25 protein-coding genes are annotated in these 23,170 nt (G+C 77.3%); 8 read left to right on the top strand and 17 right to left on the bottom strand.

Translation table 11 applies throughout. The annotated features are described in order from the left end of the window. Positions 1-20 precede the first annotated feature (20 nt). The 3 genes from AB0J00_RS19635 to AB0J00_RS19625 all read right to left on the bottom strand — a co-directional run bounded on the left by AB0J00_RS19635 (position 21) and on the right by AB0J00_RS19625 (position 1,398). Positions 21-251: a MarR family transcriptional regulator gene (locus tag AB0J00_RS19635; protein WP_357748088.1), complete on the bottom strand. Its 231-nt coding sequence runs from the start codon at positions 249-251 to the stop codon at positions 21-23. Positions 252-348: 97 nt separating this feature from the next. After that, the gene (locus AB0J00_RS19630; RefSeq protein ID WP_357748086.1) at positions 349-597 is read right to left on the bottom strand and encodes a lipopolysaccharide assembly protein LapA domain-containing protein; all 249 of its coding nucleotides are present in this window, start codon (positions 595-597) and stop codon (positions 349-351) included. A gap of 303 nt (positions 598-900) precedes the next feature. Continuing rightward, entirely contained in the window at positions 901-1,398 is a 498-nt protein-coding gene (locus tag AB0J00_RS19625; protein ID WP_357748083.1) for a DUF5994 family protein, read from the bottom strand. Positions 1,399-1,600: 202 nt separating this feature from the next. Here AB0J00_RS19625 and AB0J00_RS19620 point away from each other — a divergent pair, with 202 nt between their 5' ends. After that, on the top strand, positions 1,601-1,816 hold the full coding sequence (locus AB0J00_RS19620; RefSeq protein WP_357748081.1) for a hypothetical protein: 216 nt from the start codon (positions 1,601-1,603) through the stop codon (positions 1,814-1,816). 9 nt (positions 1,817-1,825) lie between these two features. Here the strand turns inward: AB0J00_RS19620 and AB0J00_RS19615 are convergent, their stop codons facing one another. From AB0J00_RS19615 to AB0J00_RS19595, 5 genes are all read right to left on the bottom strand, one after another. Further along, positions 1,826-4,099, bottom strand: a complete 2,274-nt coding sequence (locus tag AB0J00_RS19615) for a SpoIIE family protein phosphatase (RefSeq protein ID WP_357748078.1) — start codon at positions 4,097-4,099, stop codon at positions 1,826-1,828. Beyond that, positions 4,096-4,899: an alpha/beta hydrolase gene (locus AB0J00_RS19610; RefSeq protein WP_357748075.1), complete on the bottom strand. Its 804-nt coding sequence runs from the start codon at positions 4,897-4,899 to the stop codon at positions 4,096-4,098. Before AB0J00_RS19610 ends, AB0J00_RS19615 begins: the two co-directional genes overlap by 4 nt. 67 nt (positions 4,900-4,966) lie before the next feature. Beyond that, entirely contained in the window at positions 4,967-6,208 is a 1,242-nt protein-coding gene (locus AB0J00_RS19605) for a cytochrome P450 (protein ID WP_357748072.1), read from the bottom strand. Between the two features lie 40 nt (positions 6,209-6,248). Continuing rightward, on the bottom strand, positions 6,249-7,820 hold the full coding sequence (locus AB0J00_RS19600) for an SIR2 family protein (RefSeq protein WP_357748070.1): 1,572 nt from the start codon (positions 7,818-7,820) through the stop codon (positions 6,249-6,251). After that, positions 7,817-8,533 carry a phosphodiesterase gene (locus tag AB0J00_RS19595; RefSeq protein WP_357748068.1) on the bottom strand — a complete coding sequence of 239 codons (717 nt, stop codon included), beginning with the start codon at positions 8,531-8,533 and terminating at the stop codon, positions 7,817-7,819. The genes AB0J00_RS19600 and AB0J00_RS19595 overlap by 4 nt, the downstream gene beginning before the upstream one ends. A gap of 64 nt (positions 8,534-8,597) precedes the next feature. Between AB0J00_RS19595 and AB0J00_RS19590 the strand changes: the two genes are divergently transcribed. Then, complete coding sequence (locus tag AB0J00_RS19590; protein WP_357748066.1) at positions 8,598-9,461, top strand: hypothetical protein; 864 nt, start codon at positions 8,598-8,600, stop codon at positions 9,459-9,461. A 21-nt stretch (positions 9,462-9,482) separates the two neighbouring features. Here the strand turns inward: AB0J00_RS19590 and AB0J00_RS19585 are convergent, their stop codons facing one another. Together AB0J00_RS19585 and AB0J00_RS19580 are read right to left on the bottom strand one after the other, a co-directional pair. Next, positions 9,483-9,623 carry a hypothetical protein gene (locus tag AB0J00_RS19585; protein ID WP_357748064.1) on the bottom strand — a complete coding sequence of 47 codons (141 nt, stop codon included), beginning with the start codon at positions 9,621-9,623 and terminating at the stop codon, positions 9,483-9,485. Positions 9,624-9,795: 172 nt separating this feature from the next. Further along, positions 9,796-10,446, bottom strand: coding sequence for a hypothetical protein (locus AB0J00_RS19580; RefSeq protein WP_357748062.1), 651 nt, complete (start codon positions 10,444-10,446; stop codon positions 9,796-9,798). Between the two features lie 156 nt (positions 10,447-10,602). Here AB0J00_RS19580 and AB0J00_RS19575 point away from each other — a divergent pair, with 156 nt between their 5' ends. Further along, complete coding sequence (locus AB0J00_RS19575) at positions 10,603-11,427, top strand: DUF1206 domain-containing protein (protein WP_357748059.1); 825 nt, start codon at positions 10,603-10,605, stop codon at positions 11,425-11,427. Between the two features lie 6 nt (positions 11,428-11,433). After that, on the top strand, positions 11,434-12,297 hold the full coding sequence (locus AB0J00_RS19570; RefSeq protein WP_357748056.1) for a DUF1206 domain-containing protein: 864 nt from the start codon (positions 11,434-11,436) through the stop codon (positions 12,295-12,297). 7 nt (positions 12,298-12,304) lie between these two features. Here the strand turns inward: AB0J00_RS19570 and AB0J00_RS19565 are convergent, their stop codons facing one another. The 4 genes from AB0J00_RS19565 to AB0J00_RS19550 all read right to left on the bottom strand — a co-directional run bounded on the left by AB0J00_RS19565 (position 12,305) and on the right by AB0J00_RS19550 (position 15,493). Then, entirely contained in the window at positions 12,305-13,243 is a 939-nt protein-coding gene (locus AB0J00_RS19565) for an alpha/beta hydrolase (RefSeq protein WP_357748054.1), read from the bottom strand. 57 nt (positions 13,244-13,300) lie between these two features. Continuing rightward, the gene (locus tag AB0J00_RS19560) at positions 13,301-13,654 is read right to left on the bottom strand and encodes an STAS domain-containing protein (RefSeq protein WP_357748052.1); all 354 of its coding nucleotides are present in this window, start codon (positions 13,652-13,654) and stop codon (positions 13,301-13,303) included. Positions 13,655-13,878: 224 nt separating this feature from the next. Next, entirely contained in the window at positions 13,879-15,003 is a 1,125-nt protein-coding gene (locus tag AB0J00_RS19555) for a 5-methyltetrahydropteroyltriglutamate--homocysteine S-methyltransferase (RefSeq protein ID WP_357748050.1), read from the bottom strand. Between the two features lie 40 nt (positions 15,004-15,043). Next, entirely contained in the window at positions 15,044-15,493 is a 450-nt protein-coding gene (locus AB0J00_RS19550; RefSeq protein WP_357748048.1) for a cupin domain-containing protein, read from the bottom strand. A gap of 101 nt (positions 15,494-15,594) precedes the next feature. Between AB0J00_RS19550 and AB0J00_RS19545 the strand changes: the two genes are divergently transcribed. The 3 genes from AB0J00_RS19545 to AB0J00_RS19535 all read left to right on the top strand — a co-directional run bounded on the left by AB0J00_RS19545 (position 15,595) and on the right by AB0J00_RS19535 (position 17,600). Then, positions 15,595-16,692 carry a helix-turn-helix transcriptional regulator gene (locus AB0J00_RS19545; protein ID WP_357748045.1) on the top strand — a complete coding sequence of 366 codons (1,098 nt, stop codon included), beginning with the start codon at positions 15,595-15,597 and terminating at the stop codon, positions 16,690-16,692. Positions 16,693-16,731: 39 nt separating this feature from the next. Beyond that, the gene (locus tag AB0J00_RS19540) at positions 16,732-17,028 is read left to right on the top strand and encodes a hypothetical protein (protein WP_357748042.1); all 297 of its coding nucleotides are present in this window, start codon (positions 16,732-16,734) and stop codon (positions 17,026-17,028) included. A 206-nt stretch (positions 17,029-17,234) separates the two neighbouring features. Further along, positions 17,235-17,600 (top strand): hypothetical protein, encoded by a 366-nt coding sequence (locus AB0J00_RS19535; protein ID WP_357748039.1) that lies wholly within the window; start codon positions 17,235-17,237, stop codon positions 17,598-17,600. 22 nt (positions 17,601-17,622) lie between these two features. On the opposite strand, the gene AB0J00_RS19530 is transcribed toward AB0J00_RS19535, so the two are convergent. The 3 genes from AB0J00_RS19530 to AB0J00_RS19520 all read right to left on the bottom strand — a co-directional run bounded on the left by AB0J00_RS19530 (position 17,623) and on the right by AB0J00_RS19520 (position 22,179). Next, positions 17,623-20,568, bottom strand: coding sequence for a hypothetical protein (locus AB0J00_RS19530; RefSeq protein WP_357748036.1), 2,946 nt, complete (start codon positions 20,566-20,568; stop codon positions 17,623-17,625). A gap of 57 nt (positions 20,569-20,625) precedes the next feature. Further along, the gene (locus tag AB0J00_RS19525) at positions 20,626-20,961 is read right to left on the bottom strand and encodes a hypothetical protein (protein WP_357748033.1); all 336 of its coding nucleotides are present in this window, start codon (positions 20,959-20,961) and stop codon (positions 20,626-20,628) included. A 66-nt stretch (positions 20,962-21,027) separates the two neighbouring features. Further along, complete coding sequence (locus AB0J00_RS19520; protein WP_357748031.1) at positions 21,028-22,179, bottom strand: DUF222 domain-containing protein; 1,152 nt, start codon at positions 22,177-22,179, stop codon at positions 21,028-21,030. Positions 22,180-22,436: 257 nt separating this feature from the next. Here AB0J00_RS19520 and AB0J00_RS19515 point away from each other — a divergent pair, with 257 nt between their 5' ends. Then, positions 22,437-23,150 carry an SDR family oxidoreductase gene (locus tag AB0J00_RS19515; RefSeq protein WP_357748028.1) on the top strand — a complete coding sequence of 238 codons (714 nt, stop codon included), beginning with the start codon at positions 22,437-22,439 and terminating at the stop codon, positions 23,148-23,150. The last annotated feature ends 20 nt before the right edge of the window (positions 23,151-23,170 follow it).

The raw sequence follows: 23,170 nt of genomic DNA, 5'->3' as shown, positions 1-23,170 counted from the left end.
GGGTGCGGTGGTGCACGGCGTCAGGTCACCAGGTCCTCGGCCGGCAGGCCGAGCCGCTCGACGGTGCCGGCCGGGACCCGCTCCACCTCGGCGCGCAGCGCCCGCCCGGCGTCGGTGAGCACCAGGGCGAGGGTGCGCTGGTCGCGCTCGTCGCGGGCCCGGCGCAGCAGCCCGGCGGCCTCCAGCCGCTCGAGCAGCGGGGAGAGGGTGCCCAGGTCGAGCTGCAGCAGCCGGGCGGCTGCTGGCGTCACGTCACCAGGCTACCCGTTGGTGCCCCGACGGTCGGGGGCCAGGAGAACGGTCCCGCGGTACCCCGCCGGCCGCGTGCGGGTGCCCGGCAGACCCGGCTCAGTCGCGGCGGCGGCGGACCGCCCGGCGCAGCTGGAGGATGCGCACGCTGCCCAGGAGCAGGGTCAGCAGGATCCCGCCGACCGCCGCGATGAGCAGCATCAACGCCAGCGAGGTGCTGCCGGACAGCCCGAGGAACGTCACCTGCACGGTCTGGGTGTTCTGCACCATGAAGACCAGCAGCGCCACGGCGATCAGCGCCGCGGCGCAGACCCCGACCCAGACCCGGCCGGTGCGGGTGCTGCGCACAGCCCGGGCCGGCCGTCCGGAGGAGGGAGCAGGTGTCCCGGACGGGTCCGCGGGGCCACCCGGCCGGGTCGCGACGTCGCCGGGGAGCGGCGGCCCGGGAGCAGGGGTGGTGGGGGGTTCGAGCGTGGACATGGTCCGCTCCGCAGTGGTGCAGTCGCCGGTTCGGTGGGCACCCGCAGGTGGGGTGTCACCCCTTCCGGACACCGCCGACCGTACGCGCTCCCGGCCCCGGCGACGAGCCGCCGCCGCGTGCGCCCTCCCCCGGGTCCGGGGAGAACCGGGCGGCGCGGCGGCGGACCGTCGTCAGGAGGACGCCGCGGCCGGGTGGAGACCGGCCAGGAGCGTGGTGGGGGTGCGCCGGTTCGCGCGGTCGGACGCGTCGGCGAAGGCCCGCCGCGCATCGGCCGACGCGGTGTCCGGGGGGACGACGAGCAGGTCCAGCCGGCCGCGGGCCGGATCGCCGGTGAGGTTGACCAGCTGCCGGTCGAGACTGCGGAACCAGCCCAGCCGGACGGTCCGGCCGTCGGCCGGCAGCCGTCGCGGTGCGGCCTCCCAGGCGTCGGGGTTGTACGCCACCCGGGTCACCCGGATCCCCCGGCGGTGCAGCTCCTGGACCAGGCCGGGCAGTTCGTCGCCCAAGCTGCGGGTCCGGGGCCACCAGGCCCCGTCCAGCGTGGTCCGCCCCTCGGGCGGGTCGATGAGCGCGAGCCGCACCCGGTCCGCCTCGCCGGGACCGGGCGCCGGGCCGCCGGTCGGCGCCGGCGGGTGCGCCGGGACGCGGGTGCGGCGGATGGTGGTCACGGCCGGGCCGCCGGACGCGCGCGGGTCGGCTGGATCGTGGTGGACCCCATGAGGGACCGCCGATCTCCCCCGTCAGCGGGGGGCTCTGGACGCCGGGCCGGCGTCGGGGCCGACGCTACGCGCACCGCACCCCTTCCCGGCCGGTCGAGACCCGGGACCCGGCCGGCACCCGCCCGCCGGGCCGCCGCAGGAGGATGAGGGGGTGACCACGCACCGCATCGACCTGGCCCCCGCCGATCCGCCCACGGAGCGCACCGCCCGCTGCGACTGCGGCGACTGGGCGCGCACCTACACCGCCATCGACCAGTGGAGCGACACCCTCGACGCCGCCCAGCGGCACGTGTCCAGCCTCTGCGGCGACCACCGGCGCGAGGACCGGGGCCAGGGGCACATCGTCGTCTTCGGTGAGTGCGCGTGAGGGGGCCCGTCACGGACCGCAGGTGAGCGCCAGCAGCGCGATGTCGTCGGCGCGGTGGGTGCCGGTGAGCTCGGTCAGCAGCCGGTCGACCAGCTCGTCCGGCGGTGCCCCCGACCAGCGGACGGCGGCCTCCCGCAACCGCTCCAGCCCCTCGTCGATGTCGCTGGTGCGGCTCTCGACCAGGCCGTCGGTGTACAGCACCAGGGTGTCGCCCGGGGTCAGCACGCCCCGCCAGGTGGCGGCCGGCACGGCCGCCGCGCCGAGCATCGGGCTCGGCCGCACCGGCAGGAAGCCCGCCCGCCCGGACCCCACCACCAGCGGCGGCGGGTGCCCGGCCGAGGCGACCGTGAGGCCGCCGTCGGCCGGCGAGAGGACGGCGAACAGCGCGGTGGCCATCCGCTGCAGGCCCAGCAGCGGCCAGCTGGCCTGCAGCCGGTCGACCACCACCGACGGCGCCGGGCTCTCCACCAGCAGCGCCCGGTAGACGCTGCGCAGCTGGCCCATCGTGGCCGCCGCGGTGATGTCGTGGCCCACGACGTCGCCGACCGCGATCGCCACCTGGCCCGTCCCGTCGCCGGACAGCGGGGCCACGTCGTAGAAGTCGCCACCGATGTCGGCGCCCTGGGTGGCGGCGAGGTACCGCACCGCGATGGCGAGGCCCGGGACCGCCGGCGGCCCGGGGGGCAGCAGCGTCGCCTGCAGGGTGTGCGAGGTCTGCAGCTCGAAGTCGAAGCGCTGCGCCTTGCTGGTCACCATCGCCACCTGGACGGCGAGCTGCTCGGCGAGCTCGACGTCCGCGGCGGTGAACGGCCGGCGCCGGCGGTCGGCGCTGAGGGTGAGCACGCCCAGGGTCCGCCCCTCCGCCTGCAGCGGCACGCTGACGACGTCGGACAGCTCCAGCGCGCGCACCGCGGCGAGCTCGGCCGGGTCGCGCACCACCCCGGCCAGCCACTCGTCGGTCACGTCGCGGAACCAGCGGGTACGGCCCTGCTCCATCGCCGCCCGCGCGGGGTGCGGCAGCTCGCGGTACGGGGGCGCCCAGGCGCGCAGCTCGTCGACCAGGTGCTGCCGGGCGGGGTCGCCGTGCCGGGCGACGGCCCGGTCCATCCCCTGCTCGGTGACCAGGTCGACCAGGCACATGTCGGCCAGCCGCGGGACCACCATCTCGGCCAGCCGCTCGACCGTCTCCGCGACCCCGGTGGCGCCGGCGAGCAGCCGGGCGGCGTCCAGCAGGAAGCCCGACCGCTCGGCCTGCTGCCGGGTGACCTCGTGCAGCCGGGCCCGCTCCAGCGCCTGGCCGGCCTGCCGGCCGAGCGTGGCGAGCAGGTCGACGTCGGCCTCCTCCAGCACCGGCGGGCCGGTCGGGTCGACGAGGCTGAGCAGCCCGCCGGTGGAGCCGCCGGGGCCGAGGAACACCGCGAGCGCGCCCAGCAGCCGGTCATCGGCGGCGACCGGGGCGACCACCAGCCCGGTGTGCCCGGCGGCGGTCAGCGCCGCGGCGAGCGCGGGCCAGGCCGCGGCCAGCTGCGGGCCCACCGGCACGCTGCGCACCCCGGAGGACAGCACCGCGCCGACCCGCCCGGCGGTCGTGCGGTCCAGCTCGCGGACCAGGTCGTCGCCGAGCCCGTCCTGCGCGGCCAGCGCCACCCGCGGCTCGCCGTCCCCGACACCCGAAGGTTCGTCGACCAGCCACAGCCCGGCCGCCCGGGCGCCGACCGCCCGGCGGGACCGGCGCGCGACGACGGCCGCGACGTCCCCGGGGGTGACCGCCGCCGACAGCTCGCCGACGACCCGCTGCAGGGTCCGGGAGCGCACCTCGGACTCCTCGGCCGCGCGTTGCGCCGCCAGCAGCTCCCGCTCGTAGCGGCGGCGCGCGGTCGCGTCGAACAGGGTGAGCCGCACCAGCAGCGGGACGCCGTCCGGGTCGCGCACCTCGCGGGCGTGCACCAGGCAGGGCAGCGACGAGCCGTCGCGGCGGATCAGGTCGAGCACCATCTCCCGCACCTCGCCCTGCGTGCGCAGCAGCGGGACCAGGTGCGTCTGCACGAGCACCCGGCCGCCCACGCTCAGCAGCCGGTCGAACCGGGCGCCGAGCACCTGCTCGCGCGGGCGGTCCAGCCAGCCGCAGAGGGTCCGGTTGACCTTGACCACCGTGCCGTCGGGCCGGGCGGACAGGTAGCCGCAGGGGGCGTTCTCGAACAGCTCCTCGGGGTCGTCGGAGAGCAGGGCCGCGAGCCGCGGGTCGGGGTCCGTCGATCCGGCGTCCATGGCGTCGGCGCTCACCGAGCGCCCTCGAGGAACGCCCGGATCGCGGCGACCGTCTCCGCCGGGGCGCTCAGGTGCGGGCAGTGGCCGGTGGCGGCCAGCTGCACGAAGGTGCTGCCCGGGACCGCCCGGTGCACGTAGCGGCCGACGACCTCGGGGGCGATGACGTCGTCGGCGCACTGCAGCACCAGCGTCGGGACGGTCACCCCGGGCAGGTCCGCGCGGTTGTCGGACAGGAAGGTGACCCGGGCGAAGTGCCGGGCCACGCCGGGGTCGGTGCGGCAGAAGCTCGCCGTGAGCTCCTCGGCCAGCTCGGGGCGGTCCGGGTTGCCCATGATCGCCGGGCCCATCGCCGCCGACCACGCCAGCTGGTTGCTGTCCAGCGCGTCCAGCAGGGCCGCGATGTCGTCGCGGGAGAACCCGCCGGTGTAGTCGCCGTCGTCGACGTACCGCGGGTTCGGGCCGATGAGCACCAGCGCACCGAACAGCTCCGGCGCCTGCTGCTGGGCGAGCACCGCGATGATCGCGCTGACCGAGTGGCCCACGAGGACGACGTCCCGCAGCTCCAGCTCCCGGCACAGCGCGACGACGTCGGCCGCGTGCCCGTGCAGCGTGCCGTACCGCTCGCGGTCGTAGCCGCGCACGTCGGAGCGGCCGAAGCCGACCAGGTCGAAGGTGACCACCCGGTGGTCGGTGGCCAGGTCCGGGACGACGAGCCGCCACATCTCCTGGTCGCAGCCGAACCCGTGCACCAGCACCATCGGCCGGGCGGTGGCCGCGCCGGTGACGCGGACCACGTCCCGCGCGCTGGCGACCACACCGGCAACCTATCGACCGCGGTGTCCGCGCAACAGCCCCGCCCGGCGCCGGGCTGGTCGGCGGTCCTCAGCCGGCGCTGACGTCCGTCACCACCACGCCGCTGGCCGGCTTCGCCGGGATCCGCGCCAGCGAGATGGTGAGGTCCTGCTCGGGGAGCGTGTAGTCCAGCCGGGCCAGCCGGACGGCGAGCGCCGACAGCAGCGCCACCGTGACGTCCTCGCCGGGGCAGCGGTGGCCGGTGCGCGGGTCGCCGCCACCCTGGGGCACCAGCTCCCACGGGCCGATCTCCCGCACCGCGTCGTCGGCGGTGAGGAAGCGCTCCGGGCGGAACGCGTAGGGCTCGGGCCACAGCTCCGGGTCGTGGTCGGTGCCCCACAGGTCCAGCAGCACCATCGACCCGGCGGGCACCTGCTGGCCGTCGAACTCGACGTCGCGCGGGGCGCGGCCGCCGATGAACGGGGCGAACGGGTAGAAGCGGCGCACCTCGTGGGTGAAGGCGGTGGCGAACGCCGGGTCGCCGGTGCGCAGCCGTGCCCGGTGCTCGGGCCAGCGCTCCAGCGCGTGCGCGGCGAACGCCACGAACCAGCAGACGGCGACCGTCGGGCGGACGACGTTGAGCACCTCGACCGCGGCGGTGCGCGGTGACAGCAGCTCGCCCTCGGCGTCCCGGTGCCGCGCGACCACGTCCAGCACCGACCCGGGCGGCGGCGTCAGGGTCCCGGCGCGCACCTGCTCGACCAGGCCCGCGCCCCAGGCCTCGCGGCGCTGCCGGGCGCGCCGGGCCCGCCAGTGCCGGGGCGCGCCGGTGGCGAAGCCGTCGACCATCGTGGTCAGGTCGCGGGCGAGCGCGGGCAGGTCCGCGGGGTCGACCGGCACCCCGGCCCAGGTGCACACCCCGGCGGTGAGCACCTCGGCGGCGGCGTCCTGCAGCACCACCCGGTCGGCGGCGGTCCAGCCGGGCACGGCGGCGTCCCAGGCGGCGGTCACCTCGTCGACCAGGTCGCCGACGCCCTCGCCCATGAGCAGCTGCACGAACATCGCCTTGCGGACGCGGTGCTCCGCGCCGTCCAGGTGGTGCACCCCGCCCTCGCCGAAGAGGGTCGCCGACACCGGCTCGGGCAGCGCCCCGCCGCGGCGCACGTTCCGCTCGTCGTAGACGAACCGCGCGCCGTCCTGGCCCGCCACCCCCAGCGCCGGGCGGGCGAGCACCAGCCGGGTGCGCACCGACCGGCGGCCCCGGCGCAGGTCCGGCAGCCAGGCGTAGCCCCTGGCGAGCATCGGGATCGACTGGTCGAGGTGCGGGCGCATGCCCCGCCCATCCCCCACCGCCCCGCCGGGGAAACGGGCGTCAGCCGGCGGCACCCAGGCGGCGGAGCAGGTCACGCACCTCGTGCCCCGCCCAGCTGTGCGCGGAGCCGCCGTCCAGCACCGCCGCGACCTCGCCGAGCGCGCCCGACAGCGCCGTCTCCTCCTCGTCGAGCAGCCCCCGGTAGGCCGGGTCGAGCAGGTAACCGGTGGGCTCCGCGGACACGCAGCCGAGCAGGTCCAGCAGCACCTCCAGCCGGCGGGCGGCCTCCGGGGCGGGGTCGGCGCGGCCGGCCATCGCGACCGTGTCGACGTCCTGCTCCCACAGCCGGGCGCGCACCGGGTCGTCCTGCAGCGCCAGCACGGTGCCGCTGCGCCGCGGTCCGGCCTGCTCCGGCTGCGGCGCGGTCAGCACGCTGCGCACCTGGTGGGCGATCCGGATCAGGTCGTCGTCCAGCATCGAGGTGCCGACGAACAGCACGTGCCGGGTGAGCAGCAGCGACTGCAGCACCCCGGCCAGCGCCGTCCGGCCCGCGCCGAACTCCAGGTACTGCTCGCGGGTCAGCACCACGCTCTCCGGGTGGGCGGCGTCACCGTGCAGCTTGAGGATCCAGCGGGGCGCGGCGTCGTCCGGGTCGTCGAACGGCAGCACCCGCAGCGGCCGGCCGACGTCCGCGGCGGCGAGCTCGACCAGCGGGTCGTAGTTGGTGGTCACGAACTCCCGCACCGGCAGGCCCGCGACCAGGGCGTGCGCCAGCGCGTAGGGGCCGGGGCCGAAGCGGTCCTGCACGTAGCCGGCGAGCGCCTCGCGGCCCAGCTCGCGGGCCAGCAGCGCCGCGGAGTCCTGCGGTGGCAGCTGGGCGAGCCCGGCGCGCAGGTCGTCGTCCAGCCCGGCCTCGTCGGCGAGGTCGTCGAGCAGCGCCAGCCAGGTCGGCCGGCCCGCGGCGGCGCTGACCCCGGCGCCGAGGAAGACCGCGCGGCCGCCGGCCCGGGCCCGGGCCCCGAGCTGCCCGGCGACCTCGTGCAGGTCGTCGGGCAGGTCCCAGCCGCCGCCCTCGGCGCGCCGCACCCGCTGCGCCGCGGCCAGGTCGCTGGGCCGGCGCAGCACCAGCGCGACGTCGAAGCCGTGCTCCTCCGCCGCCGCCCGCAGCACCGGCAGCAGTTGGCGCAGCAGCTCGCCGCGGCGGCCGGCCGCGCCGCCCCAGCCCGTGCCCAGCGCCGGCAGCCCGACCAGCCGCCGCGCCCGGCCGTGCGCCGGCTGCGCCACCTCACGGCGGGCCACCGCGGCCAGCGCCTCCCGCGCGCCCTCCAGCAGCCAGGCCAGCCCCCGGCCGGCGGCCTCGTCGGCGGCGTCATCGGCGTCCCCGCCCTCGTCGACGGTGTCGATCAGCCACACCCGCCGGCTGCCGCAGCCGGGCAGCTCGCGCACCCGCTCGGCGCCGTCCCAGCCGCCGGTCAGCCGCGCGCCGTCGTCGTCGCGGGCGGCCACCTGGTCGCCGGGGATCAGCGGCAGCCAGCTGGCGGTGACCCGCAGCGAGCGGTCGGTGGGCACCAGCACGTCGTCGCAGGAGAGCCGGACCAGGTCGGCACCCACGACGAACACGTGCCCGCTCACGCGTCGCCCGCCGCCCGCAGCACGCCCGCACCTCCGTCGTGCACCGCCCGCGCCGCGGCGTAGGAGGGCCGCCGGAACCGGGCCATCGGGCCGCCGGTGGTCAGCCCCGGGGGCGGGAAGGCCATCGAGTCGAAGTGCAGGTCGGGGTCGGCGGGCTCGGCGGGGGCGCGCAGCTCCACCTCGGCGAACGGCCGCCACCCACCCCGGCCCGGCGCGGCGGCCAGCGTGAACCGCACGCCCGCGCCGCGGGCGACCAGGTCCTCCCGGTCGGCGGGCACCCCGCGGCCCTGCGGGAACGCCGCCAGCGCGATCGGCCCGGACGACGACCGGTAGGACATCAGCGAGCCGTAGGTGGCCGCCGCCTGCCGGTGCAGCGCCGGCACCTGCCGGGTGAGCGGTCCGCTGCCGGACCCCGACAGCAGCAGGTCGACCGGCGGGTCACCGTCCTCCCGGCCGGGCACCCGGATCGCGAGGCCGAGCAGGTCCGGCAGCCAGGTGGGCAGGCCGGCGCCGCGGGACACGCGCACCAGGACGTCGTCGGTGCCGGGCCGGTCCAGCCACGGCACGCCCAGCGGCGGCCGGGCGCCGGTGCGCTCCAGGACCGCGTCGAACAGCACGCCGTGCGGGTGCAGCGGCTTGTGCCCGGTGGCCCGGGTGAGCGCGGCGAAGGCGACGGCGACCGCGCGTCCGGCGGTGGCGGCGAGGTCGGGCATGCTCCTGCGGTCGCCCGTCCCGCCCGGTGGCAAACGCCGACGCGCGGGTCGGCACGATGGGCCGGTGGACACCCCGCCGCTCGGCCTGCTGCTCGACGTCGACGGGCCGGTCGCGAGCCCGGTGACCCGCACGATGGCCGCGCCGGGCCTCGCCGCGGACCTGCGCACGCTGCTGGCCGCGGGCGTGCCGGTGGTGCTCAACACCGGCCGGTCGGCCGCGTTCGTCGCCGAGCGGGTGGTCGGACCGCTGGTGGCCGCGGGCCTGCCGGCCGGCGCGCGGCTGCACGCCGTGTGCGAGAAGGGCGCGGTGTGGGCGGCCGGCGGACCCGGTGGCCTCGGCCCGGTGACCGTCGACCCGGAGCTCACCGTGCCGTCGGTGTGCGGGGAGGTGGTCGCCGACCTGGTGGCCGGGGGCCACGACAGTGCCGTGTTCGTCGACGACAGCAAGCTGGCGATGGCCACCGTCGAGGCGCGCACCGACGTCCCGGCCGGGGAGTACGCGGCCGCGCAGGCCGCCTTCGACGCCGACCTGCTGGCCGCCCTGCGCGCCGCCGGCCTCGGGGTCCGGCTGGGCGCCGAGGAGTTCCCGGACGCCGACGGCCGGGTGCCGTGGCGGATCGACCCGTCGGTGATCGCGACCGACGTGGAGTCCGCAGCCTGCGGCAAGGACCTCGGCGCGCGCCGGGCGCTGGAGCTGCTGGCCGCCGACGGCCCGCTCCCCCGCGTCTGGCACACCCTCGGCGACTCCCGCACCGACTACGCGATGGCCGACCAGCTGCACGCGCTGGGGCACGGCGTCACCCACGTCGACGTGCGGCCGGCCGGCCCGCTGCCGGCGCGGCCGTACCCGGTGCGCACCGTGCCCGGGCTCACCGACGACGCAGCGGGCGCGGCGTACCTGCACTCGCTGGTGGCAGCGCTGCGCTGACCGGTCGCCGCTGGTCCCCGCTCAGTCGCGGGTCGTGCCGCAGTCCTCGCACCGCTTGCGGACGCGGGCGTTCTCGGCGGTGCAGTTGTCGCAGACCCAGCCGGGGGCCACGACGTCCTCGTCGGTGCCGGTGGCGGGCGGGGTCAGGTCGAGCAGGGTCATGCGGGTGGTCCTCCTGCCTCGGCCGGGGCTGCCGGCCGGTCGTGGTGCCGGCGGGGCAGGGATCGCCCGCCCGCCGTGGGGCACCGACGCTAGGAGGCCCCGATGACGCGCAGGTGACGTCGAGGGAACGTCTGGTCGTCATGACGACCGGACGGTGGACCGGCCGGGCGGGTCAGCCCAGGCCGCCGCCGCACCCGCCGGAGCCGCACGCGCAGCTGCCGCAGCCGGCGCCCGGCGCGGGGTAGGCGTCGGCGAACGCCTCCGACCGGGCCAGCCGCCGCATGCCCGCGGCCCCCACCAGGTCCGCCACCCCGACCCCGACCGCGGCCAGGCCGACCGCGACGGCCGCGGTGGTCAGCAGCGCACCGGTGCCGGCAGCCACGCCGACCACGACCGCGGCGGCGAGCACCGCGACCGCCCCGGCCCACGCGACCGCGCGGCGGCCGGACGTGGACGCGGCGACCGCCGGCAGCGCCAGCACCGCACCGCCGACCAGCACCCAGCCGGTGGCGGTGCCGGACACCAGCGCGACGACGACGGCGACCAGGCCCAGCCAGGTGGCCGCGGCACCGAACGGCGCGGCGCCGGGGGCGAGCTCACCGGCGCGGGCGGCACGCAGCATGCCGATGCCGCGGGCGGCGGCGAGGACGCCGAGCGCACCGAGCAGCAGCCGGGCACCGCTGTCGTGCCACGCCACCGCGACCACGCCGAGGACGACCAGGGCCACGCCCACGGCGGCCGTGCGAGGCCAGGTGGAGCGCGCCTGCTGCGGGGTGGTGGGGAGGGTCCCGGCCAGCTGGCCGGCGGTCACCGCGTTCGTCACGCCGACCAGTCTCCCCCACCGCGGTGGGTGCGTGACCGGCGGACCGGGCGCCCGGCGGCCTCCGGCGGCGGAGCGGCCTCCTCTGTGCCACGCTGATCGCCGCGCCGGGGCGGGGGCCCGGCCTGGAACCGGGCCACGAGCTGCGAGGAGACGGCGATGACCGCCAGCGGGACGGCCGCACGAGCCGGCGACTCGGACGCCCTGCAGGGGCTGGCCAGGGTGGGGCTGGTCGCCTACGGCGTGGTGCACCTGCTGGTCGCCTGGCTGGCGCTGCAGCTGGCCTGGGGCGGCGGCGGGGGTTCCGCCGACCAGTCCGGGGCGCTCGCGACGCTGGCCGGGAAGCCGCTGGGCAAGCCGCTGCTGTGGGTCATCGCCGTCGGGCTGTTCGCGCTGGCGCTGTGGCAGCTGGCCGAGCTGCTCCGGCTGCGCAGCGCGCGGGCCGACGACGGCAAGGAGAAGGCGAAGGCCGGGTTCAAGGCGGTCAAGACGATCGGCACCGCGGTCGTCTACGCGGCGCTGGGCTGGTCGGCCGTCCAGTTCGCCACCGGCGGCGGCGGCTCGAGCGCCGGCCAGCAGCAGCAGGCCGTGTCCGGCGTGCTCGGCTGGCCCGGCGGCCGGTTCTGGGTGGTCGTCGCGGCGGCCGTGCTGCTGGGCATCGGGGTCTACCACGTGCACAAGGGCGTGACCCGCAAGTTCCTCGAGGACATCGACACCGCCTCCGCCTCGCCCCGGGCCACCCGCACCGTCGAGCGGCTGGGGCTGGTCGGCTTCCCGGCCAAGGGCGTGGCGCTCGCCCTCGTCGGCGCGCTGCTCGCCTGGGCCGCGTTCACCTTCGACCCGGAGAAGGCCAGCGGCCTGGACGGCGCCATGCGCACGGTGCTCGACGCGCCCGCCGGCCAGTGGCTGCTCACCCTGGTCGCGCTCGGCATCGTCGCGTTCGGCGTCTACCTGCTGTTCCGCGCGCGCTACCCGCAGCGCTGACGCCCGGTGGGCTCCGTCGTCCGGCGGGTGCACGAGGCGGTCGCCCGCGCCCGTGACGTGACCGACCACCCGGTGCTCGAGCACCTGGCCCGGGTCGGGCTCGTCGCCTACGGCGTGCTGCACGTGCTCATCGGCTGGCTGGCGTTCCGGATCGCCTGGTTCGTGCAGCCCCGCACCGAGGACGCCGACCAGACCGGCGCGCTGCAGACCGTCGCCGACTCGACCGGTGGCCGGGTGCTGCTGTGGGTGATCGGGCTGGGCCTGCTCGCGCTGGCGCTGTGGCAGGCAGGCGAGGTGCTGCGCTGGTGGACCGGTCTGCTGCGCCCGGAGCACCGGCTGCGCGTCGCCGTCGTCGTCGCCAAGTGCGGCGCGAAGGCGGTGGTGTACGCGGCGCTCGGCGCCACCGCGCTGTTCTTCGCGGTGGGGCTGGAGTACCAGGCCGACGAGCGCTTCCGGGAGCTGACCGACGAGGCGCTGGCCATCCCCGGCGGCGCCGCGCTGGTGGTCGCGGCCGGCCTGGGGGTGGCGGCGGTCGGGCTCTACGTGCTGGTGCGCGGCTTCACCGGCGGCTTCATGCGGGACGTCGACCTGGCCGCCGCCCCCGACCGCTGGGAGCCGCTGATCCAGCGGATCGGGTCGGTCGGCTACGTGGCGAAGGGCATCGCCTTCGCCCTCTCCGGCGGTCTGCTGGTGCACGCCGCGGCGACCTCCGACGTGTCGACGGCGACCGGCCTGGACGGCGCGATGAACGCGATCGGCGCGGTGCCGACCGGCCAGTGGCTGCTCACCGCGGTCGCGGCCGGCTTCGCCGCGTTCGGGGTCTACGCGCTGGCCCGGGCCCGCTACCCCGACCGCGACCCGGCCAGCTGACCGCCGGTCACCCCAGCAGCGCGGCGAACCGGTCGAGCACGCGGCCCAGCGCGGCGTCGGCAGCGGGGGCGAGGGCGACCAGGTGGGCGAACCCGTGCGGCATGGCCGGCAGCGCCAGCTCCTCGGCCGGGCTGCCGGCCGAGCGCAGCCCCTCGGCGTAGGCGTGCCCGGAGTCGCGCAGCGGATCGCAGCCCGCGGTCACCACGAGCGCCGGCGGCAACCCGGTGAGGTCGCCGTCCAGCGGGCTCAGCCGCGGGTCCGGCCCGGTGCCCCGCGGCACGTAGGCCCGGGTGTACCAGCCCATGTCGGTCAGGGGCAGGAACGGCAGGTGCCCGAACTCCTGCGCCGAGGGCTGGTCGGCCCGGCCGGCCACCACGGGGTAGAGCAGCAGCTGCGCGGCCGGCTGCGCGCCACCGGCGGTCCGCAGCTGTTGGCACACCACCGCGGCGAGGTTGCCGCCCGCGCTGTCGCCGGCCACCGCGACCCGGGCCGGGTCGCCGCCGAGCGCCCCGGCGTGCGCCAGCGCCCAGCGGGTGGCCAGCACCGCGTCGGCGACCGCCGACGGGAAGCGGTGCTCCGGGGCGAGCCGGTGCTCCACCGAGACGACGACGGCCGACAGCCGCGCGGCCAGCCGCCGGGCCAGCCCGTCGTAGCCGGCGACGCCGCCCAGCGACCAGCCGCCGCCGTGCAGCAGGACGACCGTGGCGCCCTGCGGCTCGGCCGGGCGGTAGGTGCGCACGGGCAGCCCGCCGCGCAGCACCAGGTCCTCGGCCGGCACCTCGGGAGCACCCGCGAGCCCGGCCTCCAGCAGCGCGGCGAAGCGACGCCGGGCCTCGGCGAGGGACACGTCCCGCAGCGCCGGCCCGGCCAGCTGCGGCACCAGCGCCGCCAGGTCGGGGTGCAGCGCGGGCGGGACGGTCAGCGGGGTCTCGGGCGCGGTCTCCACCCGGTCATCGTGGCGCAGCGGCTCCCGGCGCCGCGGAGGGGTCGGTGGGAGCGGGGCTCAGGCGGCGTCGACGACGGCGAAGACGTCCCAGAGCCCGGTGATCTGCAGGGGGCGGACGACGGCCCGGCCGGTGCCGCAGCGCATCGTCAGCCGCACGCCGGCGGCCACGGCGTCCCGGTGGGCGGTGGCGAGCACCGACAGCCCGGCCGAGTCCAGGAAGGTGACGCCGCTGATGTCCAGCTCGACCGCGGTGATCCCGGGGCGACCGAGCACGTCGGTCAGGCAACCACGCAGGCCCGGCGCGGTGGTGGAGTCGACCTCCCCGGTCACGACGACGGTGCACCCGTCGGCGGACGGCGCGGTCCGGACGTGGATGCGGGTCGGGTCGATGGTGAGGGGTGAAGCCGTCATGATGCCCTCCGGCGGTGTCTCACCGGGGCGGGTCCCCCGGCGTGTGCGCCGGACCACGAGGGCCCGGTCGCGGCACCTGGTTGAACCGCTGCGGGAACGCTAGGGACTGCGGTGCGTCGTGCACAAGGGGGTCCCGGCGTGGCGCGGTCCGCCACGCCGGGTCCGCCGGCTCCCGTTCACCCGCCCGACAGGTCCCGTCCAGGCGCGTGACCAGCACGGGAGCCTCAGCCCCACACCTCCGCGGCGGTCTCCACCACCAGCGCCAGCTTCGCCACCTGGTCGTCGCGGGTCAGCGCGTTGCCCTCGACGGTCGAGGAGAACCCGCACTGCGGCGAGAGCGCCAGCTGCTCGAGCGGCACGTACCGGGCCGCCTCGTCGATCCGCCGCTTGAGGTCGTCCTTGCTCTCCAGCTCCGCCCGCTTCGTCGTCACCAGGCCCAGGACCACCCGCTTGCCCGGGGGCACGAAGCGCAGCGGCTCGAACCCGCCGGAGCGGGCGTCGTCGTACTCCAGGAAGAAGCCGTCGACGTCCAGGCCGCCGAACAGCGCCTCGGCGACGAAGTCGTACCCGCCCTCGGCGACCCAGGAGGAGCGGAAGTTGCCCCGGCACAGGTGGGTGGTCACGGTCAGGCCCGCGGGCCGGCCGGCGAGCGCGGCGTTGATCTGCCGGATGTAGCGCTCGTGCTGGTGCTCGGCGTCCCGGCCCTGCTCGGCCAGCTGGGCGCGCTGGGTGGGGTCGTTGAGGTAGGCCAGGCTGGTGTCGTCGAGCTGCAGGTAGGTGCAGCCCTGCGCGGCGATGCCGGCGACCTGCTGGCGGTAGGCCGCGGACAGGGCGTCCCAGAACTGTTCCTCGTCGGGGTAGACGGCCGGATCGATGTTCGCCGCGCCGCCGCGGTAGTGGACCATCGACGGCGACGGGATGGTCAGCTTCGCCGTCTGCCCGTCGGTCACCTGCGACTGCAGGTAGGCGAAGTCCCGGCCGAAGATCGGCTCGTCGATCGACAGCGGCCCGTCGACGTGCAGGCCGGCCGGCGCCCAGTCGACGGTGCCGTCGGAGTTGTGGAAGTGGACGACCCGGCCCTCGCCCTCCACCCGGCTGATCCCGTTGATCGCGTAGATGAAGTCCATGTGCCAGGTGGCGCGACGGAACTCGCCGTCGGTGGCGGACGCCAGGCCGACGTCGCGCTGCAGGCGCACCGCGTCGGCGATCGCTGCGTCCTCGACGCCGCGGAGCTCGGCGTCGTCGATGTCCCCCGCGGCGTGCCGGGCGCGGGCGTCCAGCAGCTCGGCGGGCCGCAGCAGGCTGCCGACGTGGTCGGCACGGAACGGGGGGCCGGAGAGGTCGGGCATGGCCTCAGCATGCCCGGCTCCCCGGCCGTCGGCACCCCCGTCAGGCCTCCCGTGTCGGCAGGATCGCCACCCCGTGCCCGGCGGCGTGCGCGGCGACCGCGGCCGGGTCGGGCGGTCCGCCGGCGGTCAGCGCGCTCATGCCGCGCAGGAACGCCACCTGGCCGGCCCCGGTGACCACGACGACCAGCCGCGCCCCGTCGTCCCCGTCGTTGCGGTAGCAGTGCGGCGTGCCCGCCGGGACGTGCGCGAAGCCGCCGGCGTCGGCGGTGACCGTCTCCCCGCCGAGCACGAGGGTCACCCGGCCGGCGGCCACGTAGAACAGCTTGTCGACGGCGAGCGTGTGCAGCGGTGACCGGGCGCCGGGCGCCAGCGTCATCTCCAGCGCCTCCCAGGCGCCGGCGGTCTGCGGGCCGTCGGCGAGCACCGTGGCCTGCGCGCCCATGAGCGGGAAGGCGTCGTCGTGCCGCGGCGCCGTGTACCCCGTGTCCATCGGTTCCTCCCTAGGCTCGGCCGGGTCCGTCCCGGTCGTGCCGCGGACGACGCTAGGGAGCGGGCGGCCCTCCCCGGCATCCCGAGAACCTGGGGGGTCCCGTGGCAGCAGCAGGTCCCGGTGCGGCCGGCGAGCGGCTGCTGCGCGCATTCGCGCGCGGCCTGCCGGAGGACGCCGACCACGTGGAGCTGCGGCGGGCCGCCGGCGCGCTGCTGCGCCCGCACGTCGGCGCCGACCTCGCCGTGTGGGCCACCGTCGACCCGCTCACCACGATGTGGACGTCGTGCGTGCTGGACGGCGCCCCGCGGGACGAGGCGCTGGAGGCGGCGGTGTTCGCCAACGAGTACGGCGTCCCCGACGTCCTCAAGCTCGCCGACCTGGCGGCCGCGCCCCGCTCGGCGCAGGCGGGCAGCCTCGCCGGGCGCACCGCCGGCGACCCGCTCCGCTCGCCGCGGTTCCGCGAGGTGCTCGAGCCGCGCGGGGTCAGCGACGAGTTCCGGATGGTGTTCTCCGACGGCGGCGCACCGTGGGGTGCGCTGGTGCTGCTGCGCAGCGGCGGCCGGTTCACCGCCGCGGAGACCGCCCGGCTGGCCGCGCTAGGCCGGCCGTTCGGCGGGCGCCTCCGCCGGGCGCTGCTGCGCGGCGCCGCCACCGCGCCGCAACCGGACGGCGTGCTCACCGGGCTGGTGCTCTGCGCGGCGGACGGCCGGATCACCGAGATGACCCCCGAGGCGGCCGGGCTGCTGGCCGTCGTCGACCCGCGCGAGGTGCCGCAGGTGGTGGCCGCCGCGGTGGCCCGGCAGCGGGCCGGGGCGGGGGCCAGCGGCGCCCTGGCCACGGCGGACGGGCGGTGGCTCGCGCTGCACGTCACCGCCCTGGCCGGCTCGGTCGCGGTGGTCGTGGAGCGCATCCGGCCGCACCAGCTGGCCGAGATCGTCGTCCGCTCGGTGGGCCTGACCCCGCGCGAGCGGGAGGTGCTGGACCAGGTGCTGGCCGGCGCCACCACCCGGACGGCGGCCCGCGCGCTGGCGCTGTCGGAGTGGACCGTGCAGGACCACCTGAAGAAGGTGTTCGCCAAGTTCGGCGTCGGCAGCCGGGCGGAGCTGCTGGCGACGCTGTTCGCCACCGCGTACGCCCCGCTGCACGGCACCGGCGCGCAGCCTTCGCCGCACGGCCACTTCCTGCCGTCGCCCGGGTGAGGCCCGGGCCACACAGGTCCGGCGCGGATACTGGCGGTCATGCGGAAGTGGGTCGCGATCTCCTGGGCCGTGTGGGCCGTCGCCTCGGTGCTGGCGTTCGTGAAGGACCCGATCCTCGGCGTGTGCGTGCTGGTCTTCCTCGGCGCGGTCGCGGTGGTGCTGACCATGGCGAGCGGCTGGGACGAGCACCCCGACTACGAGACCCGCGAGCAGTTGCGCGCCGAGCGCCGCGCCGCCAAGTGGGAGCGGACCAAGGGCTCGCGGGAGAAGGACGCCGCCCGCTACGCCGCTGCCAAGGCCAAGCAGGCCGAGAAGCAGGCCCGTCGCGCCTCCTGACCTCGCGGTCAATTCGTTGGACGCCGGCCGGCGGCGTCCCTACCGTTCCGGACATGGGCGACACCTACCTGCGGCTGCGCACCGTCTGAGCTGACGGCCGCGCCGTCCGGCCCCCTCTGCGCGGGGCCGGCCTGATCACACCCCCTCCCCCGGCCTGCCCGCCGGGAACTGCGGGCTGCCGCTCGTCCTCGTCCGGAGGTACCCCCATGTCACGTCCCGTCCCTGCTCCCACCGGCGCCGCGGCCGACGCCCGCGCCGCGCTGCCCGACGACGCCCACCCCGGGTTCGACCGGCTGGTGCACGCGGTGCTCACCGCGCACCGCCAGCCGCTCGGAGCGGTGCTGCGGGCGCAGCTGCCCGGCACCTCGGGGGTGCGCTGGCTGCGCACCGCCGGGCTGCCGGCGACCGCGCGGCCCGGCGAGCTGACCGCCGAGCAGTGGCTCTCGCTGCACACCGAGTGGCTGGCGCACGCGCCGGTCCCCCGCGGCGGCACCCGGCCGGCCGGCGCCCCGCGCGCCGACAGCCGGCACGGTCACGCGCCCGGCGCCCAGGCGATCCCGCGGTACTTCTAGGAGGCGCCCGCCGGGGGCGCCGTCAGCCGACGGCGTCCTCGGCGGCCAGCTGGGCGGCGCGGTCGGGGAACGCGAACGCCTCGGTGAGCGCCGCCCGCTGCGGCCAGGCACCGGCCCGCCAGGCCAGCGCCCGGCCGAGCGCCGCGGGGGTGCCGTCGACCGCGTCGACGTCCGCGCCCGGCCACCACGGCACCTCGTGCCCGCCGGTCACCGCCAGCGGCGCGTGCACCGCGACCCGGCCGGCCAGCCGCGCGACCCCGAGGCGGGCGGCGGCCAGGTCGGCGCCGGGCACGTCCGCCCAGTCGAGGGTGCGCAGCGGCCGGCTGGTCACCCGCCCGGACACCAGCTCGCTGGCCAGCGGCAGGTCGAGCAGGTCGGCGACGGCGTCGGGCTGCCCGCCGGTCGGGACGACGTCCGCTCGGACCAGTGACTGCAACCACGGCGCGTCGAGCACGACCGCCTCGTCGCTGACCCGGTCCGGCGCCACCCGCACCCGCGCCGGCGGATCGGCGTCGACGCCGTCCAGCGCGGCGGCGAGCTGCGCGTACACGGTGCGCAGCGTGCCGGGCGGGACCCGGCGGGCGGGGTCGGCGAGCCGGTCGAGCAGGTCGAGCGCGTCGTCGACGTCGGCCAGCACGTCGGCGACGGTGCGGGGCGGCGCGAGCAGGTCGAGCACGGCGTCGACCAGGCCGGACGCCGGTTCGTACAGTCCCTGCAACGACTCGCCCTCCGGGTGGCGGAGCCGCCCCGGTGCCCGGCCGTCGAGCACCGGCGAGGTGCGCAGCCACCAGCGCAGGTAGCCGGGCACGGGGGTGCCGCCGAGGTCGACGTCGGCGCGCGCCTCGGCCGGCAGCGCCGCCAGCAGCGGCAGCGCCCGGGGCCAGTCGCGGACCAGCTCGAGGTCGCGGACGGCGGTCAGCCGCGGCCACGCCGTCGGCGGCACGTCGGCGGGCAGCCGGTCGAGGACGGCGTCCGCCCACTCCTCGGCGCGGTCGACGTCGAGGTCGTCGGGGTCCTCGGCGGTGGCGAGCGCGAAGGTGTCGAGCACCCCGACGGCACGGAGCGCGTCGGCATCGTGCCGGCGGGCGAACCGGCGGTCGAGGGTGCCGAGCGCGCCGGGCTCGAGCACCCCGGCGAGCGGGGAGCCGGGCAGCAGCAGCTCCCCCGCGGGCGCCCACCCCTCCTCGGCGTCGGGCAGCGCGAGGTCGGCCAGCCAGGGCAGCTCGCCGGGTGTGGTGCCGGCCGCGGCGACCAGGGTGAGGACGGCGTCGGCGAGCGGGCCGACGTCCTCGCCGTCGTCGGCGCGGTCCAGCGAGCTCTCCACCGCCGCCCGGACGTCGGGGTCGGCGAGCACGGCCGCCGCGGTGGCCGGGCGGGCGCCGAGCCGTTCGAGGGCGCGGCGGGCGGCCCCGGTGGTGGCGGCGGGGTCGGCGATGCGCAGGCCCAGCGGCGCGAGCCGGGCGGCAGGCAGCGTCTCGTCGGTCAGCAGCACCCCGGCGGGGGTCTGCGCGGTGCGGCCGTCGGCCAGCGGGACGGGCAGCGCGGCGAGCTCGTCGCGGTCGGCGTCGGCGAACGCGGCGTAGAGCGCGGCCCACCACTGCGGCGGCCGCTGCACCGACCGCACCGCCTCGACCACCTCGGCCAGGCCGGCGTGGCGGACACCGAGGACTGCTCGCACCGGGGCGTCGGCACGCCGGGACCAGCCGTCGGGGAGCAGGCCGGGCAGCACCCCGGTGAGCGCGGCGACCCGCTCGGGCGTGGGGTTGTCGAGGGCGACGGCGCGGTCGGGGCGCTGGGGTGCGTCCTCGGGGTCGGCGGCGGGGAGCCACTCCCGCGCGCGGAGCCGGTCGAGCACCGCGGCGCACAGCTCGGCGTCCAGCTCAGCGGCGGCCAGGCCCGCCCGCGGGACCAGCGCCAGCAGCGCCGGGTCGGCCGGCAGCGCGGTGAGCAGCTCCGTGTAGCCGGCCGCCGCGACGTCGACGAGGTGCGCGGTGACCGCGCCGGGCGCCACGTGCCGGCGGTCGGGGCCGAGCGGGAAGGGCGCGATCAGCCGGACCGGCAGCGACAGCGGCTCGTCGCTCGGCGTCGGCGCGTGCACGACCTGCCGGCCGGGCAGCGGCTGCGGCCGGCCGTCGGCGTCGACCGGGACGGCCCAGGTGACGGTGTAGCCGCGGCGGTCGCGCTCCTCGACCGGGCGGTCGGCGAGCAGTTCGGCGGGCAGCTCGCCGTCGGCGGTGGTGACGCGCCAGGTGGTGACCGTGCCACCGTCGGTCAGCTCGGTGCGGTCGCCGGTGGTGTGGCGGCTGATCGTGCGCTCGGCGCCGTCGAGGACCACCTCGACGTCCGCAAGCTCCGGGAGGGCGAGGAGCAGCTCGGCGTCGAGGTCGTGGAGCGCGGCGCGGACGCTCTCCCGAGCGCCCGGTCGCAGCGGGAGGACGACCTCGGTGGCGAAGCCGGCGGGTGGGCGGCCGTCGGTGGCGAAGGGCAGCCGGAGGACCGGGACGGCGCCGTCGCGGCGGGCGAGCTCGTCGGCGAGCTGCGGGACCTGCGCGACGGCCGCGCGGGTGTCGTCGGCGCTGAAGCGGACGGAGCGGTCGGTGGAGTGGACGGCGGGCGCGTCGGTGACGGCGAGGACGGCCGCGAAGCCGACGCCGAACCGGCCGACGGTGGCGCCCTCGCGCTTCGAAGAGGCGCGGAGGGTGGCGAGCGCCTCGACGCCGGCGTCGTCGAGCGGGGCGCCGGTGTTGGCGGCGCGGAGGGTGTCACCGTCGAGGGTCAGCCGGAGCCGGCCGGGGGCGCCGGCGCGGGCGGCGGCGTCGGCGGCGTTCTGCGCGAGCTCGACGAGCAGGCGGTCGCGGTAGCCGCCGCGGACCAGGTCCTCCTCGGCGTTGGCGTCCTCGCGGAAGCGGGCCGGGGAGTCGGTCCAGGCGGCGAGCACCCGCCGGCGCAGCTCAGCGGGATCGGGCACCCGCGCAGCATCCCACCGGGCGAGCGCGGGCACCGCCCGTCGGCCGGCAGCGCAGGCTCATGGGCGGCCGCGCCTCCAGAGCGAGCGCCGGGGACGCCGGACCGGCGCTGGGGCTGCGGGCGCCCAGTCGACGTACCAGCCGGTCTCGTCATCGGGGTCCGTGGCCGACACGTGGACGACGTGACCGGCGGGGGCGAGGAGCCCCAGCGCGTCGTCGGCAACTCCGCGGCCCAGCTCGAGCGCGGCGTACGGATCCGGAGCGGGCACCTCGAACGTGACGTGGAGCAGGGCACGGTCGCGCTGGTCAACCCAGACGCACTGCTCTTCCTCATCGGGCCGGAACCCGTCGAATCGTTCGAGGACCGAGTCGTCCAGCGGCTCGACCGCGCGCACGTCGACGCCGACGCACCACCGAGGCATACGGACAGTGTCGGCACCTCGTCTCCAGGTTTCCTCGGGTCAGCAGCGCGGTCCGTCCCGTCCGCCGATGAGGGGACCAATGAGGATCTCGGTGCCGTCGGGCCGATAGGTGCGCCATCGACCGCCGGGATCTCGCTCGACGGTGAACCCGTGATGCACCTTGGTGTGGTGCCGTTCGCACAACAGGGCTGAGTTCTCGAGGCCGGTCTCACCGCCGTTGATCCAGTGCACGAGGTGGTGCACATCGGCCCACCAGTGCGGTGCGCCGCAGCCGGCGAACACGCAGGTCTTGTCCCGAGCGACGACCGCCCGACGCAGTCCCGCCGGGACGATCCGGTGCTTTCGCCCGTAGTCCAACGGCGTCCCGTCCGGACCCATCACCACCCGGGAGACCACCGCGTCGCAGGCCAGCCACCGGGCCCGCGCGGCAGAGATCTGCGCCCCGAACCCCATCGTCGTCGTCTGGGCGCCGGTCGACGGGTCGATCAGGTCCTCCAGCGCCACCTGGACGACGACGTGCGGCTTCTCCCCACGCAGCACCGGCAGCTGGCCACCGGCGAGCTGGTTGTCCGCGATCTGCACCAATGCGTCCGCCTGCTGCTGAACCCGCGTGCGGGTGTCGCCCTTCGGCCGGTCGGCCTGAACCTGCGACTCCAGGGCGGCCTGCACCTTCTCACTGGCCACCGCGTCCAGGTCCCACCTGCCGGTCGTGCTGCCATCGGCGTGCTTGACGATCCGCAACGACCGCACCTCGGTCGGGTCAGGCTCGGGACCGTCGGGGTCCAGCGCAGCCTCGAACGCCTGCACCGCGACCTTCAGCGCCTCGTGGGAGGACTCGCGCGCCACTCGCGCCCACGCCTCGTCGAAGGCGGACAGGTCGATGCCCTGCGCCGCAGCGGCGGCGATCTCCTTCGGTCCCACCGCGTCGGCGATCACGTCCACCTGCGCCGCGCTGATCGAACCCTCGGCAAACCCGGCCGCCACCAGCGGGAAGGACGGCAGCGTCCGCCCGGCCCGGGTCAGCTTTGACGCGTCGTTCGCCGACATGCGCTGGTGCCCGACCAGCCACGACCGCATCGACTTCAAGCCATCGCGCTCCGGCGCCTGCGTGGTCTCCGCGTGCCGCACGGTGCGGGTCAGCTCCGCGGCGACCATGTTCCCCGCCGCCACCAGCAGCGCCGTCCGGTCCAACGACTCCTCGTCGGTCAGCTCGTGCAGGTCCTGCCGCGAGAGGTCACCGAGCAACGCCAACAGTGCGTGCACGACACCTCCCGACGACTTCGAACGTGTGTACGAAGTCTACCGGAGGAGGACCACCCTCACCAGACGAATCCCCAGGTCAGCCGGCCGATCGGCCGCTCCGTGGTTGCTGTCGGGATGGCGCGCGAGGAAGGCGGGCCGAGGGGGGGGGAGGAGCAGTGCCGACCACGCCCCCTAGCGTCCGGGGCATGGGAACGACAGCAGTGGTCACCGGGGCGGCACGCGGCATCGGCGCCGCCATCGCGCGCAGGCTCCGGGCCGACGGGCACACCGTGGCGGTCCTGGACGTGCTGCGCCCGGAGGACGACGACCTGGCCGCCGTCTGGACCGGGTGCGACGTCACCGAGCCCGACCAGCTCGAGGCGGCGATGACCGCGATCGCGGCGGAGCACGGCGGCATCGACGTCCTGGTGAACAACGCGGGGCTGATCTCGCCGCGCCGCCCCTACACCGAGAGCACCAAGGACGAGCTGCTCCGCTACCTGACCGTCAACGCGGTCGGCTACGCGCTGGCCACCCAGGCCGCGCACCCGCACCTGGTCGCCGGCGACCGGGGCTGCGTGGTCAACGTCGCCTCGCGGACCTTCTTCACCGGCAGCCCCGGCCAGCTCGCGTACGTGGCCAGCAAGGGCGCGGTGATCGGCATGACCCGGGTGCTCGCCCGTGAGCTGGGCGAGCACGGCGTGACCGTGAACGCGGTGATGCCCGGGCAGGTCGCCACCCCGGGCACCGAGCAGTACAACGACGAGGCCGCCTTCGACCGCACGATGGCGCAGCAGGCGATCCGCCGGCGGGTGCAGCCCGACGACCTGGCCGGGCTCGTGTCGTTCCTGGCCGGCCCGGACGCGCGGATGGTCACCGGGCAGACGCTGATCTGCGACGGCGGCGGCCACCTCCATTGAGGCGACCGCCGCCATGGCAT

This window comes from Modestobacter sp. NPDC049651 (assembly GCF_040659695.1).
Classification (GTDB): domain Bacteria; phylum Actinomycetota; class Actinomycetes; order Mycobacteriales; family Geodermatophilaceae; genus Modestobacter.
Note: the sequence above shows the minus strand (reverse complement) of the source record. Positions and strands in the feature narration are given on the sequence as shown.

Coding starts and splice junctions, on each gene's coding strand:
- AB0J00_RS19575 (WP_357748059.1), top strand. CDS start 10,603: ATGACCGCCAGCGGGACGGCCGCACGAGCCGGCGACTCGGACGCCCTG.
- AB0J00_RS19550 (WP_357748048.1), bottom strand. CDS start 15,493: ATGGACACGGGGTACACGGCGCCGCGGCACGACGACGCCTTCCCGCTC.
- AB0J00_RS19585 (WP_357748064.1), bottom strand. CDS start 9,623: ATGACCCTGCTCGACCTGACCCCGCCCGCCACCGGCACCGACGAGGAC.
- AB0J00_RS19560 (WP_357748052.1), bottom strand. CDS start 13,654: ATGACGGCTTCACCCCTCACCATCGACCCGACCCGCATCCACGTCCGG.
- AB0J00_RS19605 (WP_357748072.1), bottom strand. CDS start 6,208: ATGCGCCCGCACCTCGACCAGTCGATCCCGATGCTCGCCAGGGGCTAC.
- AB0J00_RS19515 (WP_357748028.1), top strand. CDS start 22,437: ATGGGAACGACAGCAGTGGTCACCGGGGCGGCACGCGGCATCGGCGCC.
- AB0J00_RS19555 (WP_357748050.1), bottom strand. CDS start 15,003: ATGCCCGACCTCTCCGGCCCCCCGTTCCGTGCCGACCACGTCGGCAGC.
- AB0J00_RS19595 (WP_357748068.1), bottom strand. CDS start 8,533: ATGCCCGACCTCGCCGCCACCGCCGGACGCGCGGTCGCCGTCGCCTTC.
- AB0J00_RS19540 (WP_357748042.1), top strand. CDS start 16,732: ATGCGGAAGTGGGTCGCGATCTCCTGGGCCGTGTGGGCCGTCGCCTCG.
- AB0J00_RS19535 (WP_357748039.1), top strand. CDS start 17,235: ATGTCACGTCCCGTCCCTGCTCCCACCGGCGCCGCGGCCGACGCCCGC.